Source organism: Streptomyces sp. NPDC090022 (assembly GCF_044748145.1).
Taxonomy (GTDB): domain Bacteria; phylum Actinomycetota; class Actinomycetes; order Streptomycetales; family Streptomycetaceae; genus Streptomyces.
Map to the genome: position 1 here is coordinate 248,382 of NZ_JBIVFN010000001.1, position 22,790 is coordinate 271,171.

The following is a 22,790-nucleotide window of genomic DNA, read 5'->3' on the forward strand; positions in this document are numbered from 1 at the left end:
GGTCCATCGGACCTGAATGTCCGCGAGGCCCTCGCCCGCACAAGGCCGCCAACCCTTCCCTGACGAAGGGCGTTGACAAGCAATCAGCGCCCCGAGTCCGGGCGCACAGGCCCGGGAGTGCGCGACCCGCCGAACGCATGACGAGGCGGGAGAGCTGCATGTTCGGGCCTGCGTACGTGGAATCCATCTGGCCATGCCCCCATCCGAATCATCGCGCGCCACCGCCAGCCGTCGCGACGCCTATCGGCCGGCCATCCTTCTCATGCATCCCGAGCCGGTGGAACGCAGCAGGCTCATCGACCGGATCCGGCACGGGTGCGCCGACGGCCTGGAGGTCATCGGCCTGGCTGGCCTGGACGAACTGGCCACGCTGTTCCGCGAGGATCACCGCCCCAGCCAAGTGGTCGCCGTGATTGCCGACCCCCGTCTCGTCCCGGACATCCTCCAGCGCCTCAACCGCAACCGGTTTGGGTCCGTCCTGGTGGCGCTGCTCTCGGACGACGACCATGACAGCGACGCGACCGATGGCATGCGCCGGATTCCCGTTTCGGATCTTGAGGCAGAGGTAGAGCGGCTCTTCTTCGACTGGCAACCCCCCGAGGCCGAGATTACCTTCATTGGCGCCCCCGGAACGAAGCAAGCAATGATGCTGAGGGACATTCTCTTTGTCCATGGCATCCGCTACACATGGCATAGCTCAACCAGCGAGGACATCGGACACGAAACTCCCAGCGAAAAAGGGCAGTCGACGGTGGGCAGTGTCTGTGCCGCCCTGAATATCATCCCATCAACGGACCACACCATCATCAGGAACCGAAAATACGATCTCGTTATCGTGGGCGCTGGGCCGGCCGGAATGTCGGCCGCGGTGAGCGCGGACAGCATCGGCCTCCGGACATTGCTCATCGAGGATAACCAGCCCGGCGGCCGGGCAGTGGCCGCGATGAACGTGATCCGGAACTATCTGGGATTCCCCCTGGGTCTCACAGGGGCAAAGTTCCTCAAGGTTGCGGCTGAGCACGTCAGGGGCTGCTCCCACGTCCACATGTCCCCGCACATGAGGGCCACCTCCCTCACGTCCGATGGCGATTTCCGCTACACGATCGGGGTCTCGTGCGGAAACCAAATCACCGAGGTGTCCGCAGGAATGGTCTTGCTGGCCTGCGGACGCAGGTTCCACCACGTCATCGAAGACGGAGACGACAGGGACAGCGAGTCCAGGCTCGGGAGCGCGATCCATCGCGGACCGTGGGGTATCACACCTGCGGCGGAAGAAGACAAGAGGGTGGTGATCGTCGGGGCCGGAGAGGCCGCGGCCGACGCCGCCACACTATTCAAGGACGCTGGGTCCACGTGGGTCACCGTGATCGGCCTGAAAGACGCGATGCACCCCGCGTCACGAAGAAGACTCGACGACACGGATGGAATTGATGTCTTCACTCCGGCCAGGGTGGTGAAATTTATCGGCGAGACACAGATCGAAGAGGTTTCCTATCAGATGGAAGGGGCAACGGATCCTGAAGAATCCATTGAAGTCAATTCTGTTTACGATCTATCCGGTGGAAAACCGAACACTCAGTGGCTGGGGGATCAACCAAAGAAAGAGAAGGATTTCATCCTGACCGACCGCTACCTAAGTGAAACTCCGAAGCTTATTTTCGAAACAAGTTTGCCCGGCGTGTTCGCGGCGGGTGACGTACGGGTCAGCTCGCAGCAGCGGGTCGGACAGGCCGTCGGCCAAGGGGTGGCGGCGGTCGCCGCCATGCAGGCCTATCTGAGGGCGGCGGGCGACAATTGGAAAAAGATTCTCGTTGATGAGGATAGTCAGGCGTACCAGGACATTGACGCCTCACACGCACATCAGAGTCCCTGACCCGTGGGGGCCCACCTCCACTGTGACCCTCTTCAGAGAACCATCGCTTTCTGAGATCGCCCGTAGGGCTCGCCAGACCCGTCAGTGCCTTCAAAAACCCGTTCAAAAACCGGAATTCTTCAACAACGACCATGCCACCCGCCGCAGAATCCAGGCGTTGCTCACCCGCCGGCAGGCGGGTGGTGGGGAAGAGACGGTGGCGGACAGCCCGGAGGACAGCGGCACACAGCCAGCCGCTCCGGCACCCGCACCCGAGGTGACGGCTCAGGCCAATCCCGCCCAGGAGAATCCCGTGCAAGAACACCCTGTCGGGGCATGGCAACGGGTCGGCGCCGCGCGGGGCACTGCTCGCTCTGACCGCAGGTATGGTCCTGGGCTCCCTGGCGCAGCTCGCGAGTACCGGCACGAGCGCGATGGGAGCGTCGGGCTTATGTTGGACGGTTGCGACGGTGCCGGTGGCCACCGCTGCCACAGGTGCGCTGAGCGCGGCGCTTGCCCGGCTGTGGGCCGCCCGCCGCGGTGACGCCCATGGCCAGGGGCGGAGCTGGCCGGTGCCTCTGGCGCGAATATTGCCCTGGTCACCGGAGCGCTGTGGATCGGTCAGGACAGCGGCCACTTCCTCAGCGCCTTCGGCTTCGTCGACGCCGTGGTGCTCGGTGGACTCGCGTCGCCATCGAAAATTCCCGTGGACCTGGACCTGGACCTGGACCTGGACCTGGACCTGGACCTGGACCTGGACCTGGACCTGGACCTGGACCTGGACCTGGACCTGGACCTGGCCGCAGTTGCTGTCCTCGCCGCGTGGTCCGCGCTGCGGGCGCGGCCGGCGGACCGCGCCCGTCGGACGACCCTGCACAGGGGGCATCCAGCAGCACCGGCGTGGATTCCGCTCTTTGCCCTGGTGACCGCCGTCGCCGCGTCCACGGGAGCCGTGGCCGCCCGCTGGACCGGTCACCCCATCCTTGGCGGCGGCCAGCCCTCCTGCGCCACCCAGTGGGACTGGTGGGCTGCGGCCTGCGCGGGAGGGGCCTGCACGCTCGTACTCGTGGTCCTGCAGGTATCCGCCGGGCTGGAGACCGCGCCCTGTACGCGGCGCCGCTGTCCACCGCCCTCACTGCGGCGGCGCTCTCCGCACGCCACGTCGAGACTCTGGCGAACGGTCCGCGAGAAGCTCTCACACACGCTGGCACCTCACTGTCCTTCCTGGCGTTCCTTCTCCTTGCCGGCGCGTTACCGACGGCCTTCCTGCCAGTCCTCATCCCACGGCGCGGCCGGGCGTTCCTCCTCGCCCCCGTTCTCGCCGGCCTGCTCGCCGCCGTCACACTTGCGGCCGTCCTGCACACCGGCGACCGCCTGGTCATTGACTTCCGGACAGCCCCGTGACATCGGGAGGTATCAGCAACGGGCTCAACGAACCGCTTCATCAACGCGAGCGGCACCGGTTGCTCCGGAACGAAGGGCACGAACGGTGGTTTCTCGACGTCCGCGTGATGGGCGACTGCAGCGACCACGACGAGCCGACCCCGATGAGTTCGGCGCCGCCCTCCTGGACCTGCTCTGATCTGACAGCTCGACGTGGGCACCCTCACGGACAGCCGGGGCTTCCAGCGCGACACGCCGGCGTACTCTCGTACGCCATGAACCTCCGGCCGTCGCATCAAGCACCGTGGGCGACGCTGACACCGTACGCCCCAGCGGAGGAGGTCTGCTGGGCGGGCCGCTGACGGGCATGACAGGTTTCCGGCGCAACCTTCACATCAGACGATCACCATCCGACTACGCACACTGCCACGGCAAGGAGTGAATCCGTGTAACCCACCGGGCGCGTCAGCGTGACGCGCCCAGCCGGCCTCTGCGTAGGTCGTCCTATGGGCACTCCAGTGACGGAAAGCAATAACCGGCTGGTCACATTGTGGGAACGGGCCTGGGGATGGCGATGGCGACTGGCCTGGGCAGCGCCCCTGGCCGCCGCTGCTGCCTTGGTCATGGGGGAGATCTCCCAACTGCTGGAGACACTCGCCGCGAAGGGCCACTTCACATACAGCGCCGGTGCGCTCACCAGCTCGCCCGGCTTCCCGCCCTGGTCGGACACCAACCGCGCCAGTGCGGTCGAGGCATGGAACGCTTGGGCCGCCACCATGCCTGCCGACGGCCCAAGCCGTGCGGACAAGCTCGAATTCTGGCTGATGACGCACATCGTGCTCGACTTCCTCGTCTTCGCCCCCGCTTACGTCATCGCGCTGTACCTGCTGCTGCACTGGCTGTTCGACTTCCGCGCCGCGAAGAGGCAGCCGACGGCCATTCCGTTCGGCCTCACCGGGATCACCATGCTGGTGTCCGCCCTGCTCGTCACCGACTGGGCCGAAACGGGGGCCACCTGCGGCCTCGTCCATGCCGAAGGAGGCAGCATCGACACATGGGCCTGCGCCGTCGCGTTGCTGTCCTCGGTAAAGTGGCTGCTGCTGGCGGCCGTGGTGTTCCTGGGGGCGGCAGTCTTTGTCGTCGACATTTTGCCCGGCATCTTGACCCGCTGGTTCATCCGCTGGCGCTGCGGCATCTCCCGCGCGTCCCGCAGCTGGACCCGTCATCGCGTGCAGCTGGCTGTCCTCGCCGTGCTGACGGCACTGATCGCCCTGCCCGGTGGGGGGCCGCTGGAGCAGGTTCCCGACATCCAGCGTGCCTGGGTGCATGACAGCCCTTGGACAAGCCTCGCGGATATCGCCGGGCCAGCCCTGACCTTGGTTGGCCTGTGTGCCGCGCTGTGGGTGGCGGGTCGCTGGGCGCTCTTGGATGGCCTGGCGAAAAAGCGGAAGAAGGCGCGCAGCAAGTGGGACTTTTTCTTTCTGTCATTGGGTGCGTTCGTTGCCCTCGCCATCGCCTGGCCGGTCCTTTGGGAGGGGCCTTTTGCGCACAATGCGGGTGGGCTGGCCATTCCCGTCGTGGCGCTGGCAATTGCCGTCCTGGGTGCCTTTGTCGTCAGCCCTGACCCTGCCGTGCGGTGGGTGGATGTTCCTATTGCACGGGCGAAGGTTGAGACGATCGGGCGGGCGCTCACCGTCGTTCCGCTTGTGATCGCGGGGCTGGGCCTGGTGCGGGCATTCGCCAGACCCGTCCTCCTCGGCTCGCTGATTGACAGCGGCGTCGACCGCCGCTGGATCCTGGTGTGGTTTCTGGGCGGGCTGGTGCTGACCCTCCTCGTCCCGCCCCTCATCTACTGGCTCCTCAGGCACGCAGAGATCAGCCTGTTCGGGGAGCCCGGCACGGCGACTGCCAGGGAGCTGCAGCGCCGGGTCCGCCTCCCGAAGGTCGTGGGGGCGTTCCTGCTCTTCCTTGTGTGTCTGCTCGGGGTGCTCACCGCCGTGTTCCCGCTCGAGGCGGGGGCATGGCTGCGGACCCTCGGCGTACTCTCGCTGATGCTCGCCACAGTCGTCCTGCTCGGCGCCTTGTTTATCCGCCGAGTGGAGTCGCGCGAACCGTACCGGGCGTTCCGCGCACTGCGGTTCCGGTTCACCCCGATCTGGCTGCCTGTCCTCGCTGTACTGGCGACGCAGTCGATGCTGGACAACTCCGGGGTGTACCACGCGGTCCGGCTGCATCCAGTAGAAGCGTCCACGGACAACGTCGCGCCGTTCTCCGCCCAGAAGGAGTTCGGCGACTGGTACAAGCAGGCCGCGGCCTGCGGCAACGGGGCCAGGGGCGAGGCCATCCCCATGCTCTTCGTCGCTGCGGCGGGTGGGGGGATCCGAGCCGCCTACTGGACCAGTGCCGCCATGGACCGGCTGACGGACGCATCGCCCTGTGCACGTTCCTACTCCTTCGCGCTCAGCGGCGTCTCCGGCGGAAGCCTCGGGCTCGCGGCCCACACCCTCACCAGCTGGCAACCCGCCGGTACGAAGAGCAGCGAGGCCGTCCGCAAGCTGGCCGGCGAGGACGCCCTGGCCGCGAACGTCGCAGCCCTGCTGTACCGGGACGGCACCCATGCCTTCCACGGACTGAACCACGCCTACAGCGACCGGGCCTCAGTGAGCTTCTTCGAATTGGCCACCGATCGGATGACGGCCCGTGAAGCGCAACGAGCGAGGCCCCCGGGCTGTTGATCGAGATGTCTGACGTCTCAATCACGTTGCTCGGGGGCCTCGTTGGTGATCCATCCTGCCGCACTCGATCTGCCGCATGCACTCGTGGAGTGGGTCACCATGCTGATCGTCACCCGCGAGGGTGACCGGCGCTGCAAGCTCCGTCCGTCCCAGCGAGCGATGGTGGCACTGGTGTACCTGCGCGAGCACATCACTCTGGCGAAGATCGCTGCCGGGTTCGGGATCAGCGAGTCCACCGCGCATGCCTACACCAGCGCGGTCGTCGACCTTCTCGCCGCCCGTGCACCGGGTCTGCTGAAGACGCTGCGCGACCACGATCCGGACTTCGTCCTGCTCGACGGCACTCTCGCCGAATGCGACCGGGTCGGCGACGGCCGGGCCGACTACTCCCACAAGCACCGGCGCCACGGCGTGAACGTGCAGGTCGTCACCGATTCCGACGGCCGGCTGCTATGGCTCTCGCCCGCCCTGCCGGGCCGCACCCACGACCTGACCGCCGCCCGCACCCACCGGATCATCCGGATCTGCGAGCGCCAGGGCGTTCCGATCGTGGCCGATCTCGCCTACCAGGGTGCCGGTCCGTGGCTGACCACTGGCATCAAGCGCAGGCCCCTGAAGGAACTGACCCCCACCGAGAAGACCCGAAACCGTGCCCTGGCCGCCACACGAGCCCCCGTCGAACGTGGAGTCGCCCGCCTGAAGACCTGGCGGATCTTCCGCAGGTCCCGCTGCAGCCCCAACCGCATGACGTCAATCTCCAAAGCGGTCCTCACCCTGGAGCTGCAACGCTGAAGAAGCTCAGTGTTTGAACGCGCCTGGGAACAGACGGACAAGGACGCGTGGGAACGCGGGCTGTCCTCCGCCAGCCTCCACGACACCATGTGGCGGCCCTTCCTGCTCATGAACGGCACGGACGTCGCCTCCGGCTGCCGGATCGCTGTCGCCGCCCGCCGGACGACGGGCGTTGCTCTCGCCGACGAGAGGCTGAGATGCCAGAAGCCGAACATCGCCCTGCGTGGAGCTCAGTTCGTCACCGCTACGGTCGATGCCGTCGCGTTCAACGACGCGGCGAACTGCAGGCCCCTGAACCGAGGGCTGCGGATGTCGACCGCCGCCCACCTCTCGGCCCGGTTCACCTACGTCTCCCCCAGCGGCACGATGTACCGCTGCGCCTATAACGACGAGGGAGATCCCCCGGATGTTACGTCTATCTCTTCCATTGATGGCGGATATCTGGAGGGCAGCGGGATGGCGGCGCTGCTGGAGTTCTGGTCGGCGGTCGAACCCGCCGTGGCCGCGAAAAACCTCGAGGTGGCCGCCCACAACCTCAAAGTAGCAGCCAAGCCAGAGGAAAAACTGCCTTACGTGGTCCCGCTCGTCGTCCTCCTCGACAGCCACTACTCCGTGAAGGCGCCCGACCCGAAGATTGAGCCCCTGGACGAACTCGTAGCCCCCGTCACCGGAAACCGGGCGCGCACGACCGCAGCCCGTACAGCGACCTTGCAGCAGGCAGCTCTGGTGCGGTTCACCGGCCCTCTGCCGGGGACCACGCTCGAGGTGGCTTCGCCCACCCGCAGCTTCCTGGTGACGCCTCGTACGGAGCCGCAGATGGCCGCGCCGCTGGGTTGGGTGCTCTCGGAGATGAGCATGAACTCGATGAGCATGCAGCTGACGGCCCTCGCCACAGAAGCACCGGATTTGTCCGGGAACACGCTCAACGGCAGGCTGGCCGCCGGACAGCTGTCCGGCCTGATCGGGCTGCTCAAGGGGCCCATGTCCCTAATGCGAACCACAGCGGCGTCCGGCCCTTGAGCCGGCAGCTCGGTCCCTGGTACGAGGGCGCCGCTCGAAGTCCTGGCAGGTCAACGCCGCGTGGATGCTCACCTGCAACCTCGCCGCCGACCTGGACGCCTGGCTACGGCTGCTGGCCCTGCACGACCAGGACGACCTCGCCGACGCCGAACCCGACACCATGCGCTTCCGGCTCTATCACCTGCCCGCTCGCCTGGCGAAACACGCCCGCCGTCGGCGGCTGCGGATCGAACACTCCTGGCCGTGGGCCAACGCGTTCGTCGTGGCCTGGCAGCGGCTCACCTCCCTTCCGGCGATCCCCTGACCGCCGGCTCTCGCCCCGACGAGGACCAGGAAGGAGGACAACTCGCAGCCCCGGGCCAGTGGAACCCGGCGCATCCCGCAGCGTCACGCGACGACCCCGACCACGATCACGCGGAACAAACCGGGGTGAACCGACCGCCTTATCGAACAGCGATCATCGCTGACGAATCGAGGTCAATGCTGATCGCCGCCTGCGGCGCGCGAAACATACACCGTGATCGCCGGTTAGCCTAACCGGTGTTTTCGTAGACCATAGATCCCGTTCGCACTGGCTGCTTGGCGGTGGGTCGGGAGCGGACGGTGCTGTCCTCCCATATTGCAGGGGGGATATGGTGAAGTATCAAGCGCTGCTTGACAGACGTCCTCCATGTGAAGGGAAGCACTTGGCCGGCCTTATAGAAGACCGCTGGATAAACGAGAATATCTCCGTCACTGGCAAACGTGGGCGCACCGCTGCTGTCTCATGGAAGAATCGCATGGGTCACCTGCACAGTCCTGGTTCGGATCTGGAGTCTGCCGAAGAGGCGCCAGATTCTCCTCGCGTATCGGGAGGCCGTCCGGTAGGGCGGTTCCGTGTCGCGAGCCAGCAAGGCGGAAAGTCCATTGCAGTGTCGACGTGGTGTGTCACGACAGAGGACGGGGCGACGGCTGATGCGTTGAGCAGACTTCTGGGAGGCATACCGCAGCTGTTGGAATCCGGCGATGACCATGTTCTTGAGGTCCGGACTCGTTGCGATCGCGTTCGTGTCCTGTTTTTGGAAGGCCGTGAGGCTGTCTCATTTCGCATGGTGATGCGCGGAGCGGGGAGGACTCTCCATGTCTGCGATGGAAACCGGTTCTTGGAGCCGATAGGGGCACGTGGATCGTTGTGCGGTTGTCCGGTAGGCCTGGCTGACCGCAAGGCGGCAGCCCAGGCTGGCCGTGGTCCGATGCCGGAGGTCAGCATTGGCTTCCGTCTGGCGGATCTTCCCGAGCTGGGCGTGTTCTGCCTCGAATCGAGTTCCTGGGAACTCACTGCTGCGCTGCCTGCGATGGCCGCCGCCCTGGACGCGGCGGCGGAGCCGGTCTTGGGGGTGCTGCGGTGCGAGCTGGTGGAGTTCACCACGCGCTTCGGGATCGCCGTGAGCTACCGGCGGCCGGTTGTCGAGGTCGGCGGTGACCGGATGCTCGCTCAGAATGCTGTGGAGCTTGCGGCGTGACGTCCGGTTCGTCGGCTGTAGGTGCTGTGCGGAACTCTGTCGGGGGTACCTGCCCTGATGGAGGGCTACCGGTTCTGCTCAGCCATTCCCGAACGAGTGGTCTCGGCTGGTACTGGTGGCTGTCACGGTGACGGGTACGGCACGCATTCCGGAGTTCATCGTTTCCACCTGGTCCCCGGCTGACACCCATTCGATCCGCGCGCGGAGTGCGCGGCCAAGGTCACCCCTCCGGAGGGGGGTACCTCGGTCCGACGCTTCGCTCCAACCGTCTTCCCTGGCCGCCACCCAGCACCCGCTCACCGTCTCCGGCTGGGATGAGGGCTGGGAGGCCGCGTTTGCTCCGGACGCCGAACGGGGCTAGTTTGCCAGGCGGGTCGGTTCATCGGGTTCGATCTGCGGCGGGGCGCAGCGGCCGTACAGGGGAGTCAGAGCTCTGGATTCCGGTGAACCTGTGTGATGAGCGGGGATGGCGCGAGTTCCCCCTGTGTCCAGGGGGAGTAGCGCAGTCTGGCCGTACTCGCGCCAAGTGCGTAGATGGTCACTGCTGCGGGCTGACGTTCGCCGAACATACCCAACACAATCCGCATCCGCAGTTGTTCGAGGCGCTGGGTGAGCGAGTCGCTCCGGACCAGGAGTGTGCTGTGGCCGGTGGGGGAGAACGGTTCCCGGTTGTCCTGTTCTCCCCGGGGGCGGGCAGGGTGCGGACCCAGGACACCGCCTGGGCGGAGGAGCTGGCCAGCCACGGCTACCTGGTCGCCGCCCTCGACCACCCGCCTCCTCCTGGCCAGCTCCTACTACCACCCCGAAGCCGTCCTCGCCCTCTACACCTGCACCGACGCCCTATCGACCTCTCCTACTCGGGACCCGGCCCACCTCGTGAGGCTGGGCTAGGCTCCGCCACCGGCAGATGCTGGATGCGGTCCGCTACCTGGTCGCGGGCGGCATCACCTGGCGGGTGACGCCCGGACTTCCCTGCCTGGGACCGCGTCTATGCCTTCTCGCGCCGTGGCGGGTCAAGGGCCTGCTCGCCGAACTGCATGACCGGCTGCGCGGGCAGGTCCGCAAGGAGGAGGGCCGTGATCCGGAGCCGACCGCCGCGGTCGTGGACGCACAGTCACTGCGGGCGGCCACGGTGCCGGCATCCTCCCGCGGGTACGACCACCTGGCCGACCCGCTGCCGGACGATCACTTCCAGCCCTCCCAGTCGGTCTCCGCATCCGCCAGCACGGCCAGCACCCGCTCCGCCTCCTCGCGGAGCGTTTCAACACGCTCCCGCACGGCCAGTTCCCGCTCCTCCAGCAGCCCACCACCGATGCCACCCAGCACCCCCACCAACGAGCCAACCCGACGGCCGAAGACTCGCTCGCCGAAGTAGATATCACACCTGACCTGCGAGCGGGATTGACATCTCGCACAAGCGAAGCAATGCCATGTACTGCTCGCGCTCTTGCAAGAGCAGCGGCGCACATCAGCGCTTGCGGGCCACACCGTCGGGGAAGGCCGCGGAGAAGATCCGCAACACCGGCCGGTAGCCCGAGAGGTGGAACGGCGCAGGGCCGGCGCTATCGACTATTACGAGCGCAACCGAGAGCTGCAGGGGGAATATGTCCGTGAGTGGCGGACTCACAACCCCCTCGTAGGCGGGCGGCGGCCGGCCGTCGTGCAGAGCTGGTGATCACGAATCCAAGCGACGCGATGACTACCGATGCGCTTACTGCGAGCTCCGTCCCGAACACCCGCTGGAGAAGGACCACGTCGTTCCGCTCACCAAAGGCGGGCGGCACGCGATAGCCAACGTCATCCCCGCCTACGGTGCGTGCAACCGCAGTAAGAACGACGCGTCCCTGGCGGTGTGGAGGAGGTGCAAGCAAGTCAGGTAAGGAGGTGTCAGCCCTGACCACTGAGGATCGAAGCCTTGAAGCCTGAGGTCTTTGAGCAGGCCGCCCATCCGTCCGCCGCGGTCGAGCGGTTGTGGATCGTGGACGGCCCTCTCATGCCGGTCTGTGACCGCATGACCGGCGTGTCCCTATGACTACCGGTCTCGGCGAACGTGCAGGGTCATTGTCGATACCGACACCAAACTGGTGATCGCCGCAGCGCGGCCGGTCCCGGTACCACCGCTTATGCGAAAGAGTGGGGTGACTCGGGCTGGCCACTGCCTGCGTGGCGTGACCGTGCTGGCCGACCGCGCCTACATCGACACCGGCTTCGTCGTACCGCACCGCAACGCCCCGGACAGGCCCTGCTGTCTGGTGAGGAGGAAGACAACGCCGAACACCGACAGGTGCGTGCCGTGTCGAGCAGGCTAGGCCTCTGACCTGCTGTTTTGTGGCTAGCAGGGTGTACGATGCACCCAGAAGCGGTGGTAGCCGAGCTCCTCGGCGCGGCGGGCCAGGTCCACCGTGTCCCGCAGGGCCTGTGGGGCGTCGTACCCCTGCCGGGTACGGGACCGGTCGAGTATCGAGAGTCGCTGGATCACACAGGTGTCAACGCGGCACGGAGGCCGGGATTCCCCCGCCTACCCTGACACGCATGAGCGAGAGCAGGAACCGGCCGCCGCTGGCGGTCTTCGACATCGACAACACCCTGGCCGACACCGCGCACCGCCAGCACTTCCTGGAGCGCCGGCCCCGGGACTGGAACGGCTTCTTCGGGGCCGCCCCGGCGGACCCGCCGCTCGCCCGCGGCACCGCGCTCGCGCTGGAGAGCGCCGGGGAGTGCGAGGTCGTCTACCTGACGGGGCGGCCGGAGCGGTGCCGGGCGGACACCCTGGAGTGGCTCACCCGGCACGGTCTGCCCGAGGGGCGGGTGTGGATGCGCGGTGACCGGGACCGGCGCCCGGCCAGGACCACCAAGCTGGAGGTGCTGCGGCGGCTCGCCCGGGGCCGCGAGGTGCGGATGCTGGTGGACGACGACGAGCTGGTGGTCCGGGCCGCGCGGGCCGAGGGGTTCACGGCGGTGCTCGCCGACTGGGCCGCCGAGGCGCCGGAGCTGACGGCGGCCCAGGAGCAGGAGGGCCGCACCTGAGCCGTCGGCCGGCGCCTCTCAGGCGTCGCCGTCGAGGCGGAAGCCGACCTTGAGGCCCACCTGGAAGTGTGCGATCTCGCCGTTCTCGATGTGACCGCGCACCTGGGTGACCTCGAACCAGTCCAGATTGTGCAGGGTCTGGCCCGCCCGGGCGATGCCGTTGCGGATGGCCTGGTCGAGGCCCTGGTGCGAGGTGCCGACGATTTCGGTCACCCGGTAGGTGTGGTTGGACATGCGGTCTCCCGAGGGTGGGGGCTGGTGCCTCGTACAAAGGTGCCCCAGTACGTCCCGGTCCGCGCGGTGGAACACGCCGGTGGGAGTCGTACCGATAAGTCGTTCATGTCTGAACAATCCCGCGCGAAAGACCCTTGACCCACCCATTGGTCTATGCCAATTTCAAGCCATCTCCGAGAGCTACCCCAGAAGGTGACCACGTGAAGATGCGCTTCCTCGCCCTGTGCACCGCCCTTGCGGCCGCCACCGCCCTGACCGGCTGCACCCTGTCGGCCGGCTCGGACGGCGGTACGCGGAAGGTGACCCTGTGGCTCATGAAGGGCAGCGCATCGGACGACTTCATCGATGCGTTCACCCGCACCTTCGAGCGCGAACACCCCGGTGTCGACCTGGAGGTGAAGATCCAGGAGTGGACCGGGATCGGGGAGAAGGTCAACGGTGTGCTCACCGGCAGCAGCAAGGAAAGCGCCGACGTCATCGAGGTCGGCAACACCCAGGTCGCCCAGTACATCGAGACCGGCGGCATCTCCGAAGTCACCCTGGAGGGCCGGCGCAAGTGGGGCGGCAGGGACTGGCTGAGGGGCCTGTCCGAACCCGGCAACGTGGACGGCGCCCAGTTCGGCGTCCCGTGGTACGCCGCCAACCGCGTCGTCATCTACCACAAGGACCTGTTCGCCGCCGCCGGCGTCAAGGACCTGCCCCGCAACCGCCAGGAGTGGCTCGCCGCCACCCAGAAGCTCGACAAGGGCGACCAGCAGGGCATCTACCTCGCCGGCCAGAACTGGTACGTGCTCGCCGGCTTCGTCTGGGACGAGGGCGGCGAACTCGCCATCGAGGCCAACGGGCAGTGGATGGGCACTCTCGACAGCGACGAGGCCCTGGCCGGCATGGAGTTCTACAAGAAGCTCCAGAACCTCGGCGACGGCCCCAAGGGCGCCGACGAGGAGACGCCCCCGCAGGCGGAGGTCTTCGCCCGCGGCAAGGTCGCCCAGATCATCGCGCCGCCCGGGCAGGCCGCCCAGATCGAGGCGCGCAACCCCGCGCTCAAGGGCAAGCTGGGCTACTTCCCGATCCCCGGCAAGACCTCCGACAAGCCCGGCGCCGTGTTCACCGGCGGCTCCGACCTCATCATCCCGGCCAGGACCCGCGACCGCGCCGCCGCCGTGGACGTGATCACCGCCCTGGTGAGCGAGAAGTGGCAGACCGAGCTGGCCCGTACGATGAGCTACGTGCCGAACAAGACCACGCTCGCGCACGTCGTCCAGGGCAACGAGGGAGCCGCCGCGATGGCACCCGGCGCGGCCCAGGGCCGGGCCACCCCCAAGTCCGCCCGCTGGGCCGACCTCGAGGGCAAGAACCCGATCAAGCCGTTCATGACGGCCGTGCTGACCGGTCAGGACCCCCGGCAGTCCGCCAGGACCGCCTCGGAGACGATCAGCAAGGTCCTCAGCTCGGACCGCTAGACGCCGGGGCGTCAATGATCAAGGTCCCCGGGCGCCGATTCCGGTCATTCAGCAGCCGCACATCCAACTGCCGCCGGTCGGTCATGTCGAATCCAGCCGGTCACGGAAAAACGTAAGGGTCGGGACGGCGCACGCCGGACCCGGCCTTCACGTCCGGACCAGGAGCCGCCATGACCATCGCCCCCCTCTCCCCCGTCCAGCCGCTCACCGACGTCCCCGCCCGGTACGCCGTACGGCTCGCCCGCAACGAGGACGAGGTGCGCGCGGCCCAGCGGCTGCGCCACCAGGTCTTCGCCGGCGAGCTCGGCGCCCGCCTGGAGGGCCCCGAGCCAGGTCTGGACATCGACGCCTTCGACGCGTACTGCGACCACCTCCTCGTCGTCGAGGAGGAGACCGAGCAGGTCGTGGGCACCTACCGGCTGCTGCCGCCCGAGCGCGCCGCCGTCGCCGGCCGGCTCTACTCGGAGGGCGAGTTCGACCTCTCGGCGCTGGCCCCGATCCGCCCCGACCTGGTCGAGGTCGGCCGCTCCTGCGTCCACCCCGCCCACCGCAACGGCGCCGTCATCGCCCTGATCTGGGCGGGCCTGGCCCGCTACATGGACCGCTCCGGCCACAACTGGCTGGCCGGCTGCTGCTCGATACCGCTGGCCGACGGCGGCGTGCTGGCCGCCGCCACCCGCGAGACCGTCCTCACCCGCAACCTCGCCCCCGAGGAGTACCGGGTCACCCCGCACCAGCCCTGGCAGCCGCAGGGCATCTCCTTCCCCGACCGGGTCGAGCTGCCCCCGCTGCTGCGCGGCTACCTGCGGCTGGGCGCCTGGGTCTGCGGCGAGCCGGCCCTCGACGTCGAGTTCGGCTGCGCCGACCTGTACGTCCTGCTCTCGCTGCGCCGCACCAACCCCCGCTACCTGCGCCACTTCCTCTCGCTCGCCCCGGCCGCATGAGCGTCTGGCTGCCCACCGCTCCCTGTACGCCGCAGGCGTGCGCCGGCCACGAGGGCCGGGCCGCCTCCGTACCGCACGCCGTCCTGCGGCTGGCCGCCGTCGCCGCCCTCGTGCTGCTCGGGCTCCTGGGCGCCCCGCCGGTCCGGCTGCTGCCGGAGCGCCCCCGCCGCGCCGTGATCCGCGCCTGGTGCACCGCACTGGTCCGGTCCTTCGGCGTCCGCGTCACCTTCCACGGCAGCCCCGGCCCCGACGGCGGGCGGCTGATCGTGGCCAACCACATATCCTGGCTCGACATCGCGCTGGTCGCCGCCGCGATGCCCTCGCGGATGCTGGCCAAGGGCGAGATCGGCCGCTGGCCGGTGCTGGGCCGCCTCGCCGCCGGGGCCGGCACGCTCTTCATCGACCGCGACCGCATCCGGGCCCTGCCCGCCACCGTCGAGACCCTCACCGCCGCCCTGCTCGCCGGGGACCGCGTCACCGTCTTCCCCGAGGGCAGCACCTGGTGCGGCCGCGCCCAGGGACGGTTCCGGCGGGCCGCGTTCCAGGCCGCCCTGGACGCACAGGTCCCCGTCCAGCCCGTACAGCTCGGCTACGTCCTCGACGGCGGCCGGCTCGCCGGGACGCCCGCCTTCGTCGGGGACGACCCGCTGCCCGCCTCCCTGTGGCGGATCGCCCGCGCCCGCGGCCTGCGGGCCGAGGTACGGCTGCTGCCGCGCATCCCGCCGGGCCGGCACCCGGACCGGCGGGAACTCGCCGCGGCCGCCGAGGAAGCCGTCACCGCCTCCTCGGGCGTGCCCGCCGTCCCCTATCCGCCGAGGGAACCGGTGCGCACCTCCCCGTCCGCCACCGACAGCGACAGCGCGAAGCGGCCCGCCGCGTCGGTCCACCACTGGGTCAGCTCCAGCCCCGCCGCCGCCAGCTCCTTGCGCACCCCCTCCTGACGGAACTTGGCGGAGATCTCCGTCAGGATCTCCTCACCCGCCGCGAACGCCACGACCAGGTCCAGGGCCCGGATCTTCACCGTCAGTTCCGACCGGGCCCGCAGCCGCATCTCCATCCACTCCTGCTCCCGGTTCCACACCGCCACGTGGTCGAAGTCCGCCGTGTGGAAGTCGGCGTCGAGCTCACGGTCGATGACGGCGAGCACGTTCTTGTTGAACTCCGCCGTCACCCCCTGGGCGTCGTCGTACGCCGCCACCAGGACCGACTCCTCCTTGACCAGGTCCGTCCCCATCAGCAGGGCGTCGCCGGGCGAGAGCATCGCCCGGACGGCCGCCAGGAACGTCGCGCGCTCGGCCGGCACCAGGTTGCCGATCGTGCCGCCCAGGAACACCACCAGCCGCGGCTCGGGGCTCTCGGGCAGGTGCAGCGGCTGCGTGAAGTCCGCCAGCAGCGCGTGCACCCTCAGCCCCGGGTGCGAGGCCAGCAGGACCCCCGCCGCACCCGCCAGCGCGCTCTCGCTCACGTCCACCGGGATGTACGTGTCGAGCGCCGGCATGGCCTCGATCAGGTGCCGGGTCTTGGCCGAGGACCCCGAACCCAGCTCGACCAGGGTCCGCGCCCGGCTGGCCGCCGCGATCTCCTGGGCGCGCTCCAGCAGGATCTCCCGCTCGGCGCGCGTCGGGTAGTACTCGGGCAGCCGGGTGATCTCCTCGAAGAGGTCGCTGCCCCGCGCGTCGTAGAACCACTTCGGCGGCAGCGACTTGGGGGTCTGCGTCAGGCCGTGCAGCACATCCGCGCGCAGCGCCTTCTCGGCGGCGTCGTCGTCGAGGGTCCGGGTCAACTGGAAGTCACTCACAGGTGGTTCTCCTTGAGCGGGGTGAGGGCGACACGGGTGCGGGTCGCCGTCAGCAGGGTCCGGTCCGGCACCTCGCGCCAGCGCGGATCGTCGTCGTACGGCTCCGACGCGACGACCGTGCGGCCCCCGCCGCCCGGGTCGGCCAGGTACCACAGGGAATCGCCCCACGCGGTCGCGGCGATCGCCGCGCCGTCGGTGAGCAGCAGGTTGAGCCGGGAGTCGGGCGCCGCGGCCGACAGCTCCTGCACCGGTTCGGCCAGCGCCGTACCGAGGTCGTCACCGGCCCGCAGCCGGTGCAGCACCAGGGCCCACACCAGGGCCGCGTCCGTGCGGGCGGCGAGTTCGAGCAGTTCCCGGGGCGGCAGGCCGAGGGCCAGATCGGCGGCCGACCCCGGCCAGTCGCGCACCGCGCCGTTGTGGCTGAACAGCCACGGGCCCGCGGCGAACGGCGCGGCCGCCGCCTCCCCGTCGGCGCCGGAGCGCGTCGCGTCGCGTACGGCGGCCAGCACCGCCTCGCTGCGCACCACCCGCGCGAGGTCGGCGAACGAGGCGTCGCCCCAGATCGGGCCCGCCCGGCGGTAGCGGGCCGGCGCCGGGTCGCCCTCGGCGTACCAGCCGACGCCGAAGCCGTCCGCGTTGACCGTGCCGTACCGCTGCCTGCGCGGCGCGTAGGACTGCCGCACCAGGCAGTGCTCGGGATCGGTGAGCAGCCGGCCCAGGCGTACCGGCGGGCCTATGTAGGCCAGATGACGGCACATCAGGCGTCCCTCGCGGTCCGGAACCCGGAGAAGATCTGCCGGCGCACCGGCAGGTCCCAGTTGCGGAACGTGCCCCGGCAGGCCACCGGCGCCACGGCGAAGGAGCCACCGCGCAGCACCTTGTGGGCCGGCCCGAAGAACACCTCCGAGTACTCGCGGTAGGGGAAGGCGCGAAAGCCCGGATACGGCAGGAAGTCGCTCGCCGTCCACTCCCACACGTCGCCGATCAGCTGGCGCACCCCCAGCGGGGAGGCCCCGGCCGGGTAGCTGCCGGCCGGCGCCGGGCGCAGGTGCCGCTGGCCGAGGTTGGCCCGCTCCGGCGTCGGGTCGGCATCCCCCCACGGGTAGCGGCGCGAGAGGCCGGTCGCCGGGTCGTACCGGGCGGCCTTCTCCCACTCGGCCTCCGTCGGCAGCCGCCGTCCCGCCCAGCGGGCGTACGCGTCGGCCTCGTACCAGCTGACGTGCAGAACCGGTTCCGCGTCCGGCACCGGCTCGGTCACGCCGAACCGGCGCCGCAGCCAGATCTCGCCCTCCCGGTGCCAGAACAGGGGGGCCTCGATGGAGTGCTTGCGGATCTGCTCCCAGCCCTCCGGGGCCCACCAGCGCGGTTCGCGGTAGCCGCCGTCGGCGATGAAGGCCCGGTACGCGCCGCAGGTGACCGGGACGGTGTCGATCCAGAAGGCCGCCGTCGTCCGGGGGTGCGCGGGCCGCTCGTTGTCCAGGGCCCACGGCTCGGTGGAGGTGCCCATGGTGAACGGTCCCGCCGGGACGAGGACTTCACGGGCGGCCGGCGGCGGACCGGCCGGGACCAGCGGATCGGGCGCGGTGAGTACGGCCGGCCCCGACCGCAGCTGATGGGTGATCAGCATGGTTTCGTCGTGCTGCTGTTCGTGCTGCGCGATCATCCCGAAGGCGAACGCGGTGTCGAGCAGCGGCGATCCCTCCAGCGGGGTGCGCTCCAGCAGGTCGGTGACCCGGCCGCGCACCTCCGCCGCGTACGCCCGGGCCTCGGCCGGGCCGAGCAGCGGCAGCTTGGGCCGCTCGGCGCGCGGGTGCTCGAAGGCGTCGTAGAGGGGGTCGATGTCCGGGCGCATCGCCTCGCGGCCGGCGACCCGGCGCAGGAGCCACAGCTCCTCCTGGTTGCCGATGTGCGCGAGGTCCCAGACCAGCGGGGACATCAGGGGAGAGTGCTGGGCGGTCAGGTCCCGCTCGTCGACGGCGTCGGTGAGCAGGGCGGTCCGGGCGCGGGCGGCGGTCAGGGCGCCGAACACCCGCTCGCGCAGATCGGGGTGGGCCGGGCGGGCGGCTTCGGTGGTCACGGGCGCGGTTCCTTCCCGGCGGTCGGGGCGTGGACGTCATCGGCCGGGCACCGGCCGCGCAGGACGTAGCGCTCGGTGAAGGCGGCCACCGCGTCCAGGACTTCGGTGGAGGCGCCCAGGCGGGGCAGGGCCTCGCCGGCGGCCCGGAAACAGGTGGCGGCCGCCGTGCGCAGCTCCGGGTCGGCCGGTCCCCGGCGGGCGGCCGAACGCCAGAGCCGGTTGCGGGGGGCGGGCTGGGAACCGTACGTGTCGGCGAGGCCCTTGGCCACCCGGTACGCGGTCTCCGCGGCCTCATGGTCGTCGAACAGCGCGTGCGCGACGGCCACCGGGACCAGCCAGCCGTCGTCGCCCGGCTGCGCGTCGATCATGCGCAGCTCCAGGTGGCCGCGCGGCCGGACCGGCGGGAACAGCGTGGTCAGGTGGTACTCGAGGTCGTCGGCGGTGGCCGGGCGGGGCCCGCCGGTGCGCAGCCAGTCGCGGAAGGTGAGGCCGTCGGGGACGGTCCAGGGGTCGTCGCCGTCCGCCCGTACGCACATCACCTCGGTGTCGAGGGCGTGCCGCACCCAGCCCGCGCGGGGCGCGGCGTCCAGCGGCGGGGCGAGCGCGCGGCGGGGGTCGAGATCGCTCCACTGGGCCTGGCGGGAGCACCGCCAGCCCGCGTACGGGCCGTCGTGGGCGGGGGAGTTGGCGAAGGCGGAGACCAGCACGGCGCCGATCAGATGGGCCAGGTGCCAGCGGCGCCCGTGCCCCAGCGGGCCCGGCTCCTCGTGGCCGGCGTCCACGCAGACCTGCACGGAGGCCGAGGAGCGCATCATGGCGCGGCCGGCCGGGCCGGTGCGGTCGAGGTAGGCCTCCATGGCCCGGTAGCGCGGGCTGTCGAGCACCCGGCGCGCGGGCCGGCGCGGGTCGTTGCCGCAGCCGTGCAGGAGGAGGCCGAGGTCGTGCAGGGCGCCCCGGACGGCGGCCAGATCGGCCTGGAGGTCGTCCACGCAACGGGTCAGCGAGGCGGCGGGGGCGGAGCTGAGTTCGAGCTGGCCACCGGGTTCGACGGTGACGGTGGAGCGCAGTGGCAGGGCGCGGGCCGCGTCGTGCGCGGCGACGAGCAGATCGGGCGGGAGGGGGCGGGCGGGGTGCTCGGCGTCCACCACCAGCCATTCGAGTTCGGCCCCGAGGAGGCGGGGCGGGCCCGTTTTGAAACAGATGCCGTGCACCAGGTCCTCGGCGTCGGTCTCGGTGAGCGCGCGGTTGCGGGAACGGATGAGAGGCGGAGGCTGTGGCATGACCGGATCCTCGTCTCCTGTCGTAAGCCGTTGCATCACCCGTGCCTACCCGTCCCTCTGGGCGCGCGAATCATGCGATCCGCGCCATCCACGTCGCCGGTGCCGGCGGTGCCGGCGGTGCCGCCGGTGCCGTCGGTGTTGCCGTGTATTTGCGTTGCGGTCCCGCCGCGCGGTTCGTGAGGATCGCGGTATGAGCAGCAGGTTGCGCGCCATCGCGCGGGAGAACGCGGAGATCGTGGCGGCCGGTGGGTACCGGACGCGGTCGGGGCGGGAGGTCTCCCTCGCCGCCGCCGTGGCGGATGCCAGGGCGGAAACCAGGATATACGGGCCAAACCAGGTCATTCCAGACGAGCAGCCGGTGGGCGGGGGCGGCCGGATCGCCGTCGAGGTGACGGGGGAGAGCAGTACGGTCGCGGCGCGCAGGCTCGCGGCGGACGGCCCCGTGGCGGTGCTGAACTTCGCGTCGGCCCGCAATCCCGGGGGCGGATACGTGCGCGGGGCCAAGGCCCAGGAGGAGGCGCTGTGCCGGGCCTCGGCGCTCTACGAGACGCTGCTCGAGGCCCCGGAGTACTACGAGGCCCACCGCGCGCTGCGCTCGACGTTCTACACCGACCGGGTGATTCACTCCCCGGGGGTACCGGTTTTCCGCGACGACCAGGGCGAACTGCTCCCCGAGCCCTTCCTGGCCACCTTCCTGACGTCGCCGGCCCCCAACGCGGGGGTCATCCGCCGCCAGGAGCCCGAACGGGCGGCCGGCATCCCGGCGGCCCTGGCCCGGCGTGCGGAACGAGTCCTGGAGACGGCGGTGCTGCACGGCCACCGGCAGCTGGTGCTGGGGGCGTGGGGGTGCGGGGTCTTCCAGAACGACCCGGCCCAGGTGGCCACGGCCTTCCGCGACCTGCTGCGGGGCCGGTTCGCGGGCGCCTTCGACCGGGTGGTCTTCGCCATCCTGGACCGCGAGGGCCGGACCCGACAGGCGTTCGATTCCGTGTTCGAAAATCCGTAGGACGCGCCCATGACGGGGAGCGGCGGACGCCCAGGACACCGACCACGAGGCCCGGTCCGGGCGGCGCGGTCGCCCGGCGGGCCGACCTCCCGCCGCCGGGCTACTGCCAGCCGTGCCGCTCGCGCAGCCGGTGCACCACCCGCTGGAAGCGGCCCCGGTCCAGGGCGCACGCCTCGCGCCGCATGCTGCGGTCGTGGACCCGCAGCACCCGGTCCACGTCCACCCAGGACTCCCGCCCGTCGCGGTCCCACGGCCCGGTGCCGATCGGCACCCACTCGCGGTCGTGGTCGTGCCGCTTGCTGGACAGCTGCACCGCGAGCAGCGTGTCGCCGGGCTCCCGGGCCACGACGAGCACCGGCCGGTCCTTGCCGCGCCCGTCGTTCTCCTCGAACGGCACCCAGGTCCAGACGATCTCCCCGGGGTCGGGGTCCCCGTCGTGGTCGGGCGCGTAGGAGGTCCGCACCGGCCCGATCGCACGCGGATCGGCCTCGGTGGTGGCAGCGGCCCCGGCGCGGCCGGGCTGATCGGTGTGGTCGAAGAGAGCCGTCACCCGGCTCACGCCATCGCCCCCACAGACCCGGGCAGGGGTCATGTCCGTTCCGTCCCGCGGCCGTTCGCCGGCAATGGGGGGCCCATGGAACGTGAGCGGCAGTGCGTGGAGCTGATGGCCGGTGAGGAGGTGCCCCCGGACTGCCGGTGGCTGGTGCGGGGCGGCGCGTACTGGGTGGTGGCCCCCGCGGGGGACGGGGTCCGGGTCGGGCGGGTGGCGCCGGCGGGCCGCGGGGAGGGCGTCGTCGCCTGGCGGGACGGGGTCTTCGGGGGCGGCGCCCGGTACGCGTCGCCGGTGCCCGGCGGCGGGGTCGCGGTCGGAGGGCCGGGCACCGTCACCGTGTACGAGGCGGACGGGCGGGAGCGCTGGGCGCACGGGCATCCGGCCTGGGACGGGGTCGGCGCCTGTACGGCCGACCCGGCCGGCGCACACCTGTTCGCCGTGGTGCCGGCGGCCGCCGTGCCCGGCCGGGACTACCCCGGCGAGGTGTGCGTGGCACTGGACCTGGTCACGGGGAAGCCGGTGGCCGCGGTGGCGCTGCCCGGGTCCGGCGCGACGTACGCGTTCCAGCAGTCCCTCGCGCCGCGGGCCCGCGAGGTGCAACTGAACGTGATCCAGGGGCAGGGGCAGGGGCGCGCCCGGGACGCCGCCCACGCCCTGCTCGTCGAGTTGTACGACGGCACGCTGCACACCGTCGGCATCGGCCGCTGGGACGAGCCGTTCGCCGGCCCCGGGCTCGTCCGGGACGACTTCCTCAAGGTCGCCGCCGACGGGAGCCGGCTCGCGCGCCACCGCCCCGGCCGCCACCTCTCGCGCCACCACCCCGGCCACTGGACACCGGTCGAGGCGTCGGCCGCCGACCTCCTGCCCGACGGCCTGCTCCTCGCCGGCCGGCCCGGCTTCCTCGACCGCCACCGGATCCTCGCCGCGGCCGCCGGAGCCCCCGACGCCCGGCCCGACGCGCCCCGCCATGTCCTCCTGGACGCCCGCACCCTGCGTCCCGTCGCCGAACTCGCCTACCCGGGCACGTCCTGCCCCGACCCCGTTCCCCTGGCCGAGGGCGCCTGGCTCACGCTCACCGGCGACACCGTCGACCGCCGGCGCCCCGACCCGGGCCCCACGTAAGC

Annotated in this window: 18 protein-coding genes and 4 pseudogenes; 14 read left to right on the forward strand and 8 right to left on the reverse strand. The window is 70.4% G+C overall.

The window, feature by feature from the left end; genetic code table 11:
- The first annotated feature begins 193 nt into the window (after nucleotides 1–193).
- The 7 genes and pseudogenes from ACIPXB_RS01120 to ACIPXB_RS01150 all read left to right on the forward strand — a co-directional run.
- The gene (locus ACIPXB_RS01120) at nucleotides 194–1,873 is read left to right on the forward strand and encodes an FAD-dependent oxidoreductase (RefSeq protein WP_401442900.1); all 1,680 of its coding nucleotides are present in this window, start codon (nucleotides 194–196) and stop codon (nucleotides 1,871–1,873) included.
- A 1,880-nt stretch (nucleotides 1,874–3,753) separates the two neighbouring features.
- Complete coding sequence (locus ACIPXB_RS01125; RefSeq protein WP_401442902.1) at nucleotides 3,754–5,970, forward strand: hypothetical protein; 2,217 nt, start codon at nucleotides 3,754–3,756, stop codon at nucleotides 5,968–5,970.
- A gap of 42 nt (nucleotides 5,971–6,012) precedes the next feature.
- Nucleotides 6,013–6,762: a transposase family protein gene (locus ACIPXB_RS01130; protein WP_401442904.1), complete on the forward strand. Its 750-nt coding sequence runs from the start codon at nucleotides 6,013–6,015 to the stop codon at nucleotides 6,760–6,762.
- Nucleotides 6,763–6,771: 9 nt separating this feature from the next.
- A complete protein-coding gene (locus ACIPXB_RS01135; RefSeq protein ID WP_401442906.1) occupies nucleotides 6,772–7,782 on the forward strand; it encodes a hypothetical protein in 1,011 nt (336 codons plus the stop codon).
- Between the two features lie 16 nt (nucleotides 7,783–7,798).
- A complete protein-coding gene (locus ACIPXB_RS01140) occupies nucleotides 7,799–8,086 on the forward strand; it encodes a transposase (protein ID WP_401444367.1) in 288 nt (95 codons plus the stop codon).
- A gap of 475 nt (nucleotides 8,087–8,561) precedes the next feature.
- Nucleotides 8,562–9,284, forward strand: coding sequence for a hypothetical protein (locus tag ACIPXB_RS01145; protein ID WP_401442908.1), 723 nt, complete (start codon nucleotides 8,562–8,564; stop codon nucleotides 9,282–9,284).
- Nucleotides 9,285–9,883: 599 nt separating this feature from the next.
- A pseudogene (locus tag ACIPXB_RS01150) lies at nucleotides 9,884–10,057 on the forward strand (hypothetical protein); the annotation flags it as partial.
- 412 nt (nucleotides 10,058–10,469) lie between these two features.
- On the opposite strand, the gene ACIPXB_RS01155 reads toward ACIPXB_RS01150, so the two are convergent.
- Nucleotides 10,470–10,616 carry a hypothetical protein gene (locus ACIPXB_RS01155; RefSeq protein ID WP_401442911.1) on the reverse strand — a complete coding sequence of 49 codons (147 nt, stop codon included), beginning with the start codon at nucleotides 10,614–10,616 and terminating at the stop codon, nucleotides 10,470–10,472.
- A gap of 386 nt (nucleotides 10,617–11,002) precedes the next feature.
- Between ACIPXB_RS01155 and ACIPXB_RS01160 the strand changes: the two are divergent.
- A pseudogene (locus tag ACIPXB_RS01160) lies at nucleotides 11,003–11,164 on the forward strand (HNH endonuclease); the annotation flags it as partial.
- Between the two features lie 464 nt (nucleotides 11,165–11,628).
- Here the strand turns inward: ACIPXB_RS01160 and ACIPXB_RS01165 are convergent.
- A pseudogene (locus ACIPXB_RS01165) lies at nucleotides 11,629–11,763 on the reverse strand (LLM class flavin-dependent oxidoreductase); the annotation flags it as partial.
- A 53-nt stretch (nucleotides 11,764–11,816) separates the two neighbouring features.
- Between ACIPXB_RS01165 and ACIPXB_RS01170 the strand changes: the two are divergent.
- The gene (locus ACIPXB_RS01170; protein ID WP_401442914.1) at nucleotides 11,817–12,311 is read left to right on the forward strand and encodes a hypothetical protein; all 495 of its coding nucleotides are present in this window, start codon (nucleotides 11,817–11,819) and stop codon (nucleotides 12,309–12,311) included.
- A gap of 18 nt (nucleotides 12,312–12,329) precedes the next feature.
- Here the strand turns inward: ACIPXB_RS01170 and ACIPXB_RS01175 are convergent, their stop codons facing one another.
- Nucleotides 12,330–12,545, reverse strand: coding sequence for a dodecin (locus ACIPXB_RS01175; RefSeq protein WP_401442917.1), 216 nt, complete (start codon nucleotides 12,543–12,545; stop codon nucleotides 12,330–12,332).
- Nucleotides 12,546–12,745: 200 nt separating this feature from the next.
- On the opposite strand from ACIPXB_RS01175, the gene ACIPXB_RS01180 reads away from it, so the two are divergent.
- From ACIPXB_RS01180 to ACIPXB_RS01190, 3 genes and pseudogenes are all read left to right on the forward strand, one after another.
- Nucleotides 12,746–14,008, forward strand: coding sequence for an extracellular solute-binding protein (locus ACIPXB_RS01180; protein ID WP_401442920.1), 1,263 nt, complete (start codon nucleotides 12,746–12,748; stop codon nucleotides 14,006–14,008).
- Nucleotides 14,009–14,178: 170 nt separating this feature from the next.
- The gene (locus ACIPXB_RS01185) at nucleotides 14,179–14,952 is read left to right on the forward strand and encodes a GNAT family N-acetyltransferase (protein WP_401442923.1); all 774 of its coding nucleotides are present in this window, start codon (nucleotides 14,179–14,181) and stop codon (nucleotides 14,950–14,952) included.
- A pseudogene (locus tag ACIPXB_RS01190) lies at nucleotides 14,949–15,476 on the forward strand (lysophospholipid acyltransferase family protein); the annotation flags it as partial. The gene ACIPXB_RS01185 and the pseudogene ACIPXB_RS01190, both read left to right, overlap by 4 nt.
- A gap of 281 nt (nucleotides 15,477–15,757) precedes the next feature.
- Here ACIPXB_RS01190 and egtD read toward each other — a convergent pair.
- Genes egtD through egtA form a run of 4 tightly spaced genes read right to left on the reverse strand, consistent with a single transcriptional unit; the run spans nucleotide 15,758 to nucleotide 20,107 of the window.
- The gene (egtD, locus tag ACIPXB_RS01195) at nucleotides 15,758–16,750 is read right to left on the reverse strand and encodes an L-histidine N(alpha)-methyltransferase (RefSeq protein ID WP_401442925.1); all 993 of its coding nucleotides are present in this window, start codon (nucleotides 16,748–16,750) and stop codon (nucleotides 15,758–15,760) included.
- The gene (egtC, locus tag ACIPXB_RS01200) at nucleotides 16,747–17,508 is read right to left on the reverse strand and encodes an ergothioneine biosynthesis protein EgtC (RefSeq protein ID WP_401442927.1); all 762 of its coding nucleotides are present in this window, start codon (nucleotides 17,506–17,508) and stop codon (nucleotides 16,747–16,749) included. Before egtC ends, egtD begins: the two co-directional genes overlap by 4 nt.
- Entirely contained in the window at nucleotides 17,508–18,827 is a 1,320-nt protein-coding gene (egtB, locus tag ACIPXB_RS01205) for an ergothioneine biosynthesis protein EgtB (protein ID WP_401442930.1), read from the reverse strand. The genes egtC and egtB overlap by 1 nt, the downstream gene beginning before the upstream one ends.
- Nucleotides 18,824–20,107, reverse strand: coding sequence for an ergothioneine biosynthesis glutamate--cysteine ligase EgtA (egtA, locus tag ACIPXB_RS01210; protein ID WP_401442932.1), 1,284 nt, complete (start codon nucleotides 20,105–20,107; stop codon nucleotides 18,824–18,826). The genes egtB and egtA overlap by 4 nt, the downstream gene beginning before the upstream one ends.
- A 190-nt stretch (nucleotides 20,108–20,297) precedes the next feature.
- On the opposite strand from egtA, the gene ACIPXB_RS01215 reads away from it, so the two are divergent.
- Nucleotides 20,298–21,113, forward strand: a complete 816-nt coding sequence (locus ACIPXB_RS01215) for a TIGR02452 family protein (protein WP_401442935.1) — start codon at nucleotides 20,298–20,300, stop codon at nucleotides 21,111–21,113.
- Nucleotides 21,114–21,213: 100 nt separating this feature from the next.
- Here ACIPXB_RS01215 and ACIPXB_RS01220 read toward each other — a convergent pair whose 3' ends face one another.
- The gene (locus ACIPXB_RS01220; RefSeq protein WP_401444369.1) at nucleotides 21,214–21,663 is read right to left on the reverse strand and encodes a type II toxin-antitoxin system PemK/MazF family toxin; all 450 of its coding nucleotides are present in this window, start codon (nucleotides 21,661–21,663) and stop codon (nucleotides 21,214–21,216) included.
- Nucleotides 21,664–21,747: 84 nt separating this feature from the next.
- Here ACIPXB_RS01220 and ACIPXB_RS01225 point away from each other — a divergent pair, with 84 nt between their 5' ends.
- Nucleotides 21,748–22,788, forward strand: a complete 1,041-nt coding sequence (locus ACIPXB_RS01225; protein WP_401442938.1) for a hypothetical protein — start codon at nucleotides 21,748–21,750, stop codon at nucleotides 22,786–22,788.
- The last annotated feature ends 2 nt before the right edge of the window (nucleotides 22,789–22,790 follow it).